Source organism: Oryzihumus sp. (assembly GCF_036391795.1).
GTDB lineage: Bacteria > Actinomycetota > Actinomycetes > Actinomycetales > Dermatophilaceae > Oryzihumus.
In genome coordinates this window covers 1-10,622 of the sequence record NZ_DASVZH010000096.1, presented here as the reverse complement: position 1 = coordinate 10,622, position 10,622 = coordinate 1, and the positions used below count along the sequence as shown (strand labels likewise).

The 10,622-nt window shown below is 72.2% G+C and carries 11 protein-coding genes and 1 rRNA gene; 3 read left to right on the top strand and 9 right to left on the bottom strand.

Annotation, left to right across the window (positions count from 1 at the left end):
* The 5 genes from VF825_RS05735 to VF825_RS05715 all read right to left on the bottom strand — a co-directional run.
* The coding region (locus VF825_RS05735) for a 4Fe-4S binding protein (protein WP_331111064.1) at positions 1-396 on the bottom strand (396 nt) is incomplete at its 3' end.
* Entirely contained in the window at positions 396-1,355 is a 960-nt protein-coding gene (nuoH, locus tag VF825_RS05730) for an NADH-quinone oxidoreductase subunit NuoH (protein ID WP_331111062.1), read from the bottom strand. The genes nuoH and VF825_RS05735, both read right to left, overlap by 1 nt.
* Positions 1,352-1,879: an NADH-quinone oxidoreductase subunit C gene (locus VF825_RS05725; protein WP_331111060.1), complete on the bottom strand. Its 528-nt coding sequence runs from the start codon at positions 1,877-1,879 to the stop codon at positions 1,352-1,354. The genes nuoH and VF825_RS05725 overlap by 4 nt, the downstream gene beginning before the upstream one ends.
* Positions 1,876-2,466 (bottom strand): NADH-quinone oxidoreductase subunit B family protein, encoded by a 591-nt coding sequence (locus VF825_RS05720; RefSeq protein ID WP_331111066.1) that lies wholly within the window; start codon positions 2,464-2,466, stop codon positions 1,876-1,878. The genes VF825_RS05725 and VF825_RS05720 overlap by 4 nt, the downstream gene beginning before the upstream one ends.
* Before the next feature lie 22 nt (positions 2,467-2,488).
* On the bottom strand, positions 2,489-2,848 hold the full coding sequence (locus tag VF825_RS05715; RefSeq protein ID WP_221632553.1) for an NADH-quinone oxidoreductase subunit A: 360 nt from the start codon (positions 2,846-2,848) through the stop codon (positions 2,489-2,491).
* A gap of 217 nt (positions 2,849-3,065) precedes the next feature.
* On the opposite strand from VF825_RS05715, the gene VF825_RS05710 reads away from it, so the two are divergent.
* Genes VF825_RS05710 through rarD form a run of 3 tightly spaced genes read left to right on the top strand, consistent with a single transcriptional unit; the run spans position 3,066 to position 6,969 of the window.
* The gene (locus VF825_RS05710) at positions 3,066-4,949 is read left to right on the top strand and encodes a 2-oxoacid:acceptor oxidoreductase subunit alpha (protein ID WP_331111057.1); all 1,884 of its coding nucleotides are present in this window, start codon (positions 3,066-3,068) and stop codon (positions 4,947-4,949) included.
* Positions 4,946-6,028, top strand: a complete 1,083-nt coding sequence (locus VF825_RS05705; RefSeq protein WP_331111054.1) for a 2-oxoacid:ferredoxin oxidoreductase subunit beta — start codon at positions 4,946-4,948, stop codon at positions 6,026-6,028. Before VF825_RS05710 ends, VF825_RS05705 begins: the two co-directional genes overlap by 4 nt.
* The gene (rarD, locus tag VF825_RS05700) at positions 6,025-6,969 is read left to right on the top strand and encodes an EamA family transporter RarD (RefSeq protein ID WP_331111052.1); all 945 of its coding nucleotides are present in this window, start codon (positions 6,025-6,027) and stop codon (positions 6,967-6,969) included. The genes VF825_RS05705 and rarD overlap by 4 nt, the downstream gene beginning before the upstream one ends.
* A 4-nt stretch (positions 6,970-6,973) precedes the next feature.
* On the opposite strand, the gene VF825_RS05695 is transcribed toward rarD, so the two are convergent.
* The 4 genes from VF825_RS05695 to rrf form a co-directional block, all read right to left on the bottom strand.
* The gene (locus VF825_RS05695; protein ID WP_331111050.1) at positions 6,974-8,275 is read right to left on the bottom strand and encodes a D-arabinono-1,4-lactone oxidase; all 1,302 of its coding nucleotides are present in this window, start codon (positions 8,273-8,275) and stop codon (positions 6,974-6,976) included.
* Positions 8,272-9,450: an amino acid deaminase/aldolase gene (locus tag VF825_RS05690; protein WP_331111048.1), complete on the bottom strand. Its 1,179-nt coding sequence runs from the start codon at positions 9,448-9,450 to the stop codon at positions 8,272-8,274. Before VF825_RS05690 ends, VF825_RS05695 begins: the two co-directional genes overlap by 4 nt.
* Positions 9,451-9,474: 24 nt before the next feature.
* Complete coding sequence (locus tag VF825_RS05685) at positions 9,475-10,359, bottom strand: aminoglycoside phosphotransferase family protein (RefSeq protein WP_331111046.1); 885 nt, start codon at positions 10,357-10,359, stop codon at positions 9,475-9,477.
* Between the two features lie 181 nt (positions 10,360-10,540).
* Positions 10,541-10,622 (bottom strand): 5S ribosomal RNA (gene rrf / locus VF825_RS05680); the annotation flags it as partial.

Below are 10,622 nucleotides of genomic sequence, written 5' to 3'. Positions count from 1 at the left end.
GGGACTCCAGTGCAGCGCGTCGAAGGGGCAGACCTCGATGCAGATGCCGCAGTACATGCACAGCGAGAAGTCGATGGCGAACCGGTCCAGCACGTTGCGCTGCCGCTCGCGTCCACCGGGGGTCGGGGCGGGGATCGTCTCCTTGTGGGAGTCGATGTAGATGCACCAGTCCGGGCACTCACGCGCGCAGAGCATGCACGAGGTGCAGTTCTCCTCGAGCAGCGCGATGACGCCGCGGGTGCGCGGCGGCAGGTGCGGCGGCGCGTCGGGGTACTCCGCGGTGTGGCTCGGCCGCGCCAGCGTGCGGGCGGTCGTCGCCAGGCCCTTGATCAGTCCCGGTATCGCGCCGCGCCCCTTGGGTGCCGGGGCGCCAGGTGCGTTCTGGTTGCTGGACATCAGGCGGTCACCACCACGAGGACACTGGTCAGGGCCAGCTGGGCGATCGCCAGCGGCACGAGGACGAGCCAGGCCAGGCGCTGGAGCTGGTCCTCGCGCAGCCGTGGCCACGCCACCCGCAGCCAGATGACGACCACGGCGACGGCGGCGGCCTTGAGCAGCGTCCACACCCAGCCGATGGTGTCGGCGAACGGCCCGTGCCAGCCGCCGAGGAACAGCACCGCGAACAGCAGCGACATCACCACGATCCCGGCGTACTCCGAGAGCAGGAAGAACGCGAAGCGCAGCCCGGTGTACTCGGTGTAGGGGCCGAAGACGATCTCGGAGTCGGCGACCGGCATGTCGAAGGGCGGGCGCTGCAGCTCGGCGACCGCAGCCAGCAGGAAGCAGAACGCGCCGGGGGCCTGCCACAGCAGCCAGAGCGGGTGCCACGCGTGGACGATGCCGGGCAGCGAGACGGTCCCGGCGGCGAGCGCGACCGACGCCGTGGCCAGCACGATCGGCAGCTCGTAGCTCAGCAGCTGGGCGGCGGCGCGCATCCCGCCGAGCAGGGCGTACTTGTTGGCGCTGGACCACCCGGCCATCAGCGTGCCGAGGATGCCGACGGCGGAGGCGGCCAGGACGAACAGCACGCTGGCGTCGACGTCGGCGGCGACCACGGTCGGCGACAGGGGGATGACCGCGAGCGCCACGAGGTAGGGCACCAGCGACACCGCGGGGGCCAGCTTGAACACCGGGCGGTCGGCGTCGCGCGGGGTGATGTCCTCCTTCTGGACGAACTTCACCCCGTCGGCGACGAGCTGGGCCCAGCCGTGGAACCCGCCGGCGTACATCGGGCCGAGGCGGCCCTGCATGTGCGCCATGACCTTGTGCTCGGTCTGGCCGACCAGCAGCGGCAGCACGAGGAAGGCGGCGAGCACGCTGACCGTGCGGAGCACCAGCTCGAGCGCGTCGCTCACCGCGGCCCCCAGGTGCTGTCGGGCACGCCCGGCGGCAGCAGCTTGCGGCGGCTCGGGGACGAGCCGGCCTCGGACTCCCCCGGCTCCTTGGCTCCCGGCCACGCCTTGCTGGCCCGGGCGGCGAGGACGAAGGACTTGCGCAGCGGGGTGCCCTCGAAGCCGTCGGGCAGCAGCAGCGGGCGGAGGCCCTGCCCGGTGCCGTCGTCGAAGCCGTCGAAGTCGACGCCGAACATCTCGTGGGTCTCGCGCTCGTGCCAGGCCGCGCCGCGCCAGACGCCGGTGGCGCTGGCGACCGGGGTGTCCAGCGGCACCCGGGTGCGCAGCAGCAGCCGGTCGAGCTCGCCGGGTCCCCGGTGGCGCATGACGTGGCAGACGAGGTCGAAGCCGGGGGCCTCCGCGTCGTCGGTCTGGTCCACGGCGGTCAGCCAGTCGAAGAAGGCGAAGCCCTCCTCGCGCGCGGCGATCAGCTCCGGCACCCACTCGGCGACGGCCACGTCGCGGCAGGGGGTCTCCACCACGGTCATGCCTGCGCCTCCGGCGCGGCCGACGGGACCGACCCGGCGGGCTTGTGCAGCAGTGGGCGCGTCACGGCGCCGGCGTGCGTGCGCCGCGACCCGGCATACTTGGCGCGAATTCCCTTGGTGGACAAGGTTTCCGTGGCGATCTTCTCCTGCAGTCGCATGATCCCCTGGAGCAGCGCCTCGGGGCGGGGCGGACAGCCGGGGACGTAGACGTCGACGGGGATGACCTGGTCGACCCCCTTGGTGACGCTGTAGGAGTCCCAGTAGGGGCCACCGCTGTTGGAGCAGGCACCGAAGGAGATGACGTACTTCGGCTCGGGCATCTGGTCGTAGAGCCGGCGCACCGCTGGGGCCATCTTGTCGGTGACCGTGCCCGAGACGACCATGAGGTCGGCCTGGCGCGGCCCCGGCGCGAACGGGATCACGCCAAGGCGGATGAAGTCGTGGCGGGCCATCGACGCGGCGATGAACTCGATCGCGCAGCAGGCCAGGCCGAAGTTGAACACCCACAGGCTGTAGCGCCGGCCCCAGTTGAGGACCACCTTGATCGGCGTCGGGGCGTGCTCGGTGCCCGGGCCGACCCGGGGCATGGGCAGCGAGGTCGTCACCGGCTCACCACCACCGCAGCAGCCCGCGGCGTGCGGCGTGCGCCAGGCCGATGAGCAGGACGGCGACGAAGATGCCCATCTCCACCAGGCTCGCGGCGCCGAGGTCGGCCTGCCGGATCACGGTTGCCCAGGGGAAGAGGTAGACCGCGTCGACGGCGAAGATGACGTAGAGGAAGGCGTAGACGAAGTAGCGCACGTTGGTCTGCGCCCACCCCTCCCCGACCGGGTCGACCCCGCACTCGTAGGTGCTCAGCTTGGCCGGGGTCGCGGCGCGCGGGGCGAGCAGCCGGCGCGCGCCCATCGCGGCGACGAACAGCAGCACACCGACGACCACGACGGCGGCGACGACGGCATAGGGCGACACGCCAGCCAGCCTAGTGCGCCCGCGGTATGCCGTCCGGTCCGGACCGCGGTCCGGGTCGCGGGTCGGGGCGTGCGCGGGCCGCCGGACCCGGGCCAAACGTCCCGAACGTCGGACTCGCGGCGTCCACCATCTGGGCGCGACTTACGATGGAGGTGGCGTCCTGACGCCACCTGACGACGTCGGGGGATGCAACGAAAGCTTGGTTGGAGAAGCGGTCATGAGTAGCAAGCCAGTCCAGCGGCTCGAGCGTGTCGTCATCCGGTTCGCCGGCGACTCCGGCGACGGCATGCAGCTCACGGGTGACCGGTTCACGTCCGAGACGGCCATCCTCGGCAACGACCTGTCGACGCTGCCCAACTTCCCGGCCGAGATCCGCGCGCCCCAGGGCACGCTGCCCGGCGTCTCCAGCTTCCAGCTGCACTTCGCCGACCACGACGTGCTCACCCCGGGTGATGCCCCGGACGTGCTCGTCGCGATGAACCCGGCCGCGCTCAAGGCCAACCTGCGCGACGTCCCGCGCGGGGCGACGATCATCGTCAACACCGACGAGTTCACCAAGCGCAACCTGGCCAAGGTCGGCTACGCCGAGAGCCCGGTCGAGGACGGCTCGCTGGACAGCTACCACGTGCACCCGGTGGCGCTGACCTCGATCACCGTGGAGGCCCTGGCCGGTTTCGACCTGTCCCGCAAGGACAAGGAGCGCGCCAAGAACATGTTCGCGCTCGGGCTGCTGTCGTGGCTCTACACGCGCCCGACCGAGGGCACCGAGCGGTTCCTCAAGGCCAAGTTCGCCCCCAAGCCGGAGATCCTCGAGGCCAACCTGGCGGCGCTGCACGCGGGCTACCACTACGGCGAGACCACCGAGGACTTCGCGGTCTCCTACGAGATCGCCCCGGCCACGATGCCGGCGGGCACCTACCGCAACATCACCGGCAACACCGCCCTGGCCTATGGCCTGGTCACCGCGGCCCACCGTGCCGGCCTGCCGATGGTGCTGGGCGCCTACCCGATCACGCCGGCCTCGGACATCCTGCACACGCTCTCGAGCCTGAAGCGCTACGGCGTGACCACGATGCAGGCCGAGGACGAGATCGCCGGCGTCGGCGCGGCGCTGGGCGCCTCGTTCGCGGGGTCGCTCGGCGTCACCACGACCTCCGGCCCGGGCATCGCGCTCAAGGCCGAGACGATCGGCCTGGCCGTGTCGCTGGAGCTGCCGCTGGTCATCGTCGACGTGCAGCGGGGCGGGCCGTCGACCGGCCTGCCGACCAAGACAGAGCAGGCCGACCTGCTGCAGGCGATGTTCGGCCGCAACGGCGAGGCGCCGGTGCCGGTGGTCGCGCCGCAGTCTCCCGGCGACTGCTTCGACGCCGCGATGGAGGCCGTGCGCATCGCCACGACCTACCGCACCCCGGTGTTCCTGCTCTCCGACGGCTACCTCGCCAACGGCTCCGAGCCGTGGCGCATCCCGGAGGTCGGCGACCTGCCCGACCTGACCGTGGAGTTCGCCACCGAGCCCAACGCCGTGGACGCCCAGGGCAACCCGAGGTTCCACCCGTACCAGCGCGACCCCGAGACCCTGGCCCGCCCCTGGGCCATCCCGGGCACCGCCGGCCTCGAGCACCGCATCGGCGGGATCGAGAAGAAGGACGTCACGGGCGAGATCTCCTACGACCCCGACAACCACGACCACATGGTCCGGCTGCGCCAGGCCAAGGTCGACGGGGTCGCCTCGAGCATCCCGCCGCTGCAGGTCGACGACCCGACCGGCGACGCCGACGTGCTCGTCCTGGGCTGGGGCTCAACCTACGGCCCGATCGCGGCGGCGACGCGGCTCGTGCGCAACACCGGCGCGACGGTCGCCCGCGCGCACCTGCGCCACGTCAACCCGTTCCCGTCCAACACCGGTGAGGTGCTGCGTTCGTACAAGCGGGTGATCGTGCCGGAGATGAACCTCGGCCAGCTCGCGCTGCTGCTGCGCGCCAAGTACCTCGTCGACGTGCAGTCCCACACCCAGGTGCGCGGGTTGCCTTTCACTGCAACGGATCTGGCCGACGTGCTCCACAAGGCCGTCAGCGAGATCGAGGAGGGATCGGACCGATGACCGCCATCGAGCTCGGAATGCCGGGTACGGGCACCCACGGGGTGCCGCACCTCGCGGAGGGCGCACCCGCGCAGACCAAGAAGGAGTTCACCTCCGACCAGGAGGTCCGCTGGTGCCCCGGCTGCGGGGACTACGCGATCCTCGCGGCGGTGCAGGGCTTCCTGCCCGAGCTGGGCCTGAAGCGGGAGAACATCGTCTTCGTCTCCGGCATCGGCTGCTCCTCGCGCTTCCCCTACTACCTCGACACGTTCGGGATGCACTCGATCCACGGCCGCGCGCCGGCGATCGCGACCGGTCTGGCGACCGCGCGCGGCGACCTGTCGGTGTGGGTGGTCACCGGTGACGGCGATGCGCTCTCCATCGGCGGCAACCACCTGATCCACGCGCTGCGCCGCAACGTCAACCTCAAGATCCTGCTGTTCAACAACCGGATCTACGGCCTGACCAAGGGCCAGTACTCCCCGACCTCCGAGGTCGGCAAGGTCACCAAGTCCACGCCCGTCGGCTCCGTGGACAACCCGTTCAACCCGGTCTCGCTGGCCCTGGGCGCCGAGGCGACGTTCGTCGCGCGCACCATGGACTCCGACCGCAAGCACCTGACCGAGACGCTGCGCGCGGCGGCCGAGCACCGCGGGTCGGCCCTGGTGGAGATCTACCAGAACTGCCCGATCTTCAACGACGGCGCCTTCGACGTGCTCAAGGACCGCACCTCGGCCGAGGCCCGCATCGTCCACCTCGTCGACGGCGAGCCGGTGCGCTCCGGCCCCGAACACGTGGTGGTCCGCGGCGACCAGGGCGAGCTCAAGGTCGTGCCCGCGGTGGACGCCGACCCGACCCGCGTGGTCACCCACCGCGCCGGTGCCGACGACCCGTCCGCGGCGTTCGCCATCTCCCGGCTCGACGACCCCGAGATGGTGCACGTGCCGATGGGGATCTTCCGTAGCGTGGAGCGGCCCACCTACGACGACCTCGTCCGCGCCCAGGTCGACGGCGCGGTCACCTCCGCCGGCGGCCCGGCCACCGACGCCGACCTCGCCGCCCTCCTGCACGGCAAGGACACCTGGACCGTGGGCGCGTGAGCGCCCCGGTCACCACGGCTGACGGCGAGACCCGGCGGGGCACGGCATACGGCATCGGCGCCTACTCCCTGTGGGGACTGTTCCCGCTCTACTTCCATGCCCTTGCGCCTGCGGGGGCCTGGGAGATCCTGGCCCACCGCATCGTGTGGACCCTGCTGTTCTGTCTGGTGCTGCTCGGGATCCGGCGCGACGTCGCGTGGATCCGCCCGACACTGGGCCGGCCCCGCACGGTGGGCCCGCTCGCCGTGGCGGGGCTGCTCATCGCCACGAACTGGGTCATCTACGTCGCCGCGGTCGTCTCGCACCACGTCACCGAGGCGTCGCTGGGCTACTTCATCAACCCGATCGTCACCGTGGCCCTCGGCGTCGTCGTGCTGCGGGAGCGGTTGCGGCCGCTGCAGTGGGGCGCGGTCGCGGTGGGCCTGGCCGGCGGCATCTACCTGACCGTCGACTCCGGCCGGCCGCCGTGGATCGCCCTCAGCCTGGCCTTCACGTTCGCGTTGTACGGGCTGATGAAGAAGCGGATCGGGGCCAACCTCGGTGCCCTGCACAGCCTGACCTCCGAGACCGTCGTGCTCGCCCCGATCGCCATCGGCGTCCTGGTGTGGCTGGGGGTCTCGGGGCGCACGACGTTCGCGGTGGACGCCCCCCTGCACTCGACCCTGCTCGCGGTCTCCGGCGTGGTGACCGCGGTGCCGCTGCTGCTCTTCGCCGCGGCCGCACGACGGGTGCCCCTGGTGACGGTCGGGCTGCTGCAGTTCATCACCCCGGTCCTGCAGCTGCTGTGTGGCGTGCTGCTGCTGGGCGAGTCGATGAGCACCAGCCGGTGGATCGGGTTCGCCATCGTGTGGCTGGCCCTGGTCCTGCTGACCCTCGACTCGGTGCGCACCGCCCGCGGCCGCGCGCGGCTGGCCCGCGCCGCCGAGTCCGCGACCGTCTGAGCGCTCAGCTGCCGAGCACCCGCTCGAGGTAGGCGTTGCCGAACGTCCGGCCCGGGTCGACCTCGTTGCGCACGGCCAGGAACTCGTCGAAGCGCGGGTAGAGCTCGCGCAGCCGCTCGACGCCCAGGCGGTGCAGCTTGCCCCAGTGGGGCCGACCGTCGTGTGCGGCGACGATCGCCTCGAACGCGGCGAAGTAGGTCTCGTGCGGCAGCCGGTGGTACTGGTGCACCGCGACGTAGGCGTTGTCCCGCTCATAGCCGGTGGACAGCCAGACGTCGTCGGCCGCGGCGAAGCGCACCTCCACCGGGAACGGCAGCGGCTCGTCGTGCACCTCGGTCCAGTCCCGCAGCGCGTTGAGCACCGGCACCAGGGACTCCCGCGGCACGGCGTACTCGCACTCGCGGAAGACCACGCGCCGCGGCGTGACGAACACCTTGTATGCCGTGTCCGTGAACTCCCGTGCGGACAGGGCACGGGAGGCGATCCCGTTGAGCCTGGGGACGAGCGAGGGCCGTGCGGCGGCGAGCCTGTTGGTCCACTCGAAGACGGTGTTGGACAACAGCTCGTCCTCCAGGCGCGCGCGCCAGCTGGGCAACGGCCGCAGCGGCGTGCCCTCCGGGACCCGGTTGTTGCGCTTGGCCAGCACCCGGTCGGTGCGGGGGAACCAGAAGAACTCGAAGTGGTCGTTGGCCTCCACCTCGTGCTCCAGTCTCTCGAGCACCTCCGCGAGCGGCTCGGGTCGCTCCTGGGCGTGCAGGGCGAAGGACGGCACGCACTGCACGGTCACCTCCGTGACGACCCCGAGCGCCCCGAGCCCGACCCGGGCGGCCCCGAACAGCCGGGGGTGCTCCCGGGCGGAGCAGTCGGCCACGGTGCCGTCGGCGAGGACGATCCGCAGCGCGACCACCTGGGTGGCCAGCCCACCGAGCCGAGCGCCCGTGCCGTGGGTGCCCGTGGCGATGGCACCAGTGATGCTCTGCTGGTCGATGTCGCCGAGGTTGGGCAGCGCGAGGCCGTGCCGGAGCAGCACCGGGTTGAGGTCGTGCAGGCGGGTGCCGCCGCGCACGGTGACCACACCGCTGCCCTGGTCCACGGCGACGAGCCCGCTGAGTCCGGTCAGGTCCAGGTGGACGCCGTCGGTGACCGCGGCCCCGGTGAAGGAGTGCCCGGCTCCAAGGGGCTTGACCCGAAGACCGTCCGCCACGCCGGCGCGCACGGCCGCCACGACGTCCTCGGTGCTCCGCACGGGGACGGTCCGTCGTGGCTGCGCGCGTTCGGTCCCGGCCCAGTTGGTCCACGTGGTCATCCGAACGCCTTCCCCTCTCCGCGGTAGGTCGGCACGGTGGCCACGATCCGGTCGGACTCGACCAGGTGCAGCTCGCCGACGTGCTCGCACAGCTCCCCCGCCTTGGCGTGGCGCCACCAGACCCGGTCGCCGACGTGCAGGTCGCCGGCCGTCGGGCCGGTCAACGGGGTCTGCACCTCCCCTGCCCCCTCGGTGCGGGTGAGCCGCAGCCCTCGTGGTCGCCACGGTGCGGGCAGCCGGGAGCGCCCCGCGGGGCCGGAGGCCGACCAGCCACCGCCGAACGTGGTCGCCATCCCGGGCGCCGGCCGACGGACAACCGGCGTCGTGAAGAAGGCCGCCGGCCGCGGCCGGAAGGCGTCGTAGCCGTCGAACAGCGTGGGCCCGAACAGCCCGGACCCGGCCGCGAGCTCGGTCAGCCTGGGGTCGCGTGCGCCCAGGTGCAGGCTGCCGGTGCCCCCGCCGTTGACCAGCTCGAGCTCCGCCAGCGGGCGCACCGCCTCGACGACCCGGGCACGGCGGTCCAGCAGCTCGTGGGTGGAGCGGCGCTTGACCCAGCGCACCGGCGCTGAGCTGTCGGGCAGGCCGGCGACCTGGGCCTCGTAGAACATCAGCCCGACCAGGCGCAGCGACCGGTGCCGCACGGCCTGCTCGGCCAACCGCCGCACCTGGGCCGGGGTCCGCAGCGGTGACCGGCGCACGCCGAGGTGCAGCGGGCCGAGCCGCAGCGAGGCATCCACGTCCAGGCACACCCGCACGGGCGCGTCGGCCGCCTCGCGAGCACGGTGACGGGTCAGCAGCTCGAGGTGGGCGGCGTCGTCGACCATCACGGTCACGCCGTCGAGCGCCACCGGGTCGGCGCGCAGCAGGCGGATCGCCTCGCGGTCGACGCTGGGGTAGGCCACGAGGATGTCGCCGACCCCCTGGCCGGAGAGCCACAGGGCCTCGCGCAGGGAGTAGGCCATGACGCCCCGGAACCCGGGGGTTGCCAGGGTCAGGCCGAGCAGGTGCCGGCAGCGCACGGATTTCGTGGCCACGCGCACCGGCTTGCCGGCCGCCCGCATCGCCAGGTCGGCTGCGTTCTCGCGAAAGGCATCGAGGTCGACGACACCGAACGGGGCATCCAGCGCGCTGGTCGCGCGCTCCATCTCGTCATACCGCGATGCCGGGGCGGTCATGGTCCGGACCCTAGTACGCCGTGGTCAGCTTGCCGCCAGTACTCGCTCGAGCGTGGCGTAGCCCGCCGGTTCCCAGGTCGGCTTGCCCCCGGGCAGACCGAGCCTGCCGTTCTGTCCGATGGCGATCAGGTTCAGGGCGCGCAGCACTGCCCAGCCGCGGGCCCGGGTGATGGTGGCCTCGTCGGCTTGCTCATAGGCGTCGAAGAACCGAGTCGCCGCGCCGGCAGGCAGCAGGATCCAGGCGGCTGACAGATCCGTCGCGGGGTCACCTGCACACAGCTCGCCGAAGTCGATCACCCCAGCGAGCATCCCGTCCCTGACGACCACGTTCGCCGGATGCAGGTCACCATGCAGCCACAGCGGGGCACCTTGCCAGGCGGGCGCCGCGAGGGCCTCCTCCCACACGCCCCGCGCGGCGTCAGCGTCCGCGTCGTCGGCCATGACCTCGAACCAGCCGTCGACCCCCTGCAGTCCGGCCAGGGGAATGCCGCGCGACGGGCTGGCCGTGGCCTCGGCCGGCGCCAGGTGGTGCAGCGCGCTCAAGAACCCTGCGAGGACCTCGGCCGCATCGAAGCACGTGATCCGCGCACGGTCCGCCGGCTCACCCTCGACCCAGCGCGCAACCGTCCAGGTGTGCTCGAACAGGCTCGAAGGCTCGCCGACGCGCACCGGGGCGGGCGTCGGCAGCGGCAGGCGCTCGGCCAACATCGGCAGCCACGTCTGCTCCGTACGCAACAGAGCCGGCGCCCGTTCGGTGCGTGGCAGACGCACAGCGAGCTCCTCCCCGAGGCGCCACATCTGGTTGTCCCAGCCTCCGTCGACGTCACGCAGGTCCAGGTCGGCGAGGTCCGGGTGCTGGTCCCGCAGCAGCGCCCGCACCAGGTCCGGCGCGAACTTCACCTCGTCCACTGATGCACCTCCGACCCCTGGCACGCCCAGCCCCGCTGGGCCCGGCCGACCTTACCGGCGGAGGCTTCTCACGGCCCTGGCTGGGCCGCGCGTGCCGGCACGAAAGGCACGCGAATTGCCCCGGAAATGGGCCCGGACATGCGGAAGGCCCCACCAGGGGTGGGGCCTTCCGTGAATGTTTGTCCGGCGGCGTCCTACTCTCCCACACCGTCACCAGTGCAGTACCATCGGCGCTGAAGGGCTTAGCTTCCGGGTTCGGAATG

Bases quoted from the DNA above. Each gene is read 5' to 3' on its own strand.
- VF825_RS05725 (WP_331111060.1), bottom strand. From the start codon at position 1,879: ATGACCGTGGTGGAGACCCCCTGCCGCGACGTGGCCGTCGCCGAGTGG.
- VF825_RS05720 (WP_331111066.1), bottom strand. From the start codon at position 2,466: ATGCCCCGGGTCGGCCCGGGCACCGAGCACGCCCCGACGCCGATCAAG.
- VF825_RS05710 (WP_331111057.1), top strand. From the start codon at position 3,066: ATGAGTAGCAAGCCAGTCCAGCGGCTCGAGCGTGTCGTCATCCGGTTC.
- VF825_RS05705 (WP_331111054.1), top strand. From the start codon at position 4,946: ATGACCGCCATCGAGCTCGGAATGCCGGGTACGGGCACCCACGGGGTG.
- VF825_RS05695 (WP_331111050.1), bottom strand. From the start codon at position 8,275: ATGACCACGTGGACCAACTGGGCCGGGACCGAACGCGCGCAGCCACGA.
- VF825_RS05690 (WP_331111048.1), bottom strand. From the start codon at position 9,450: ATGACCGCCCCGGCATCGCGGTATGACGAGATGGAGCGCGCGACCAGC.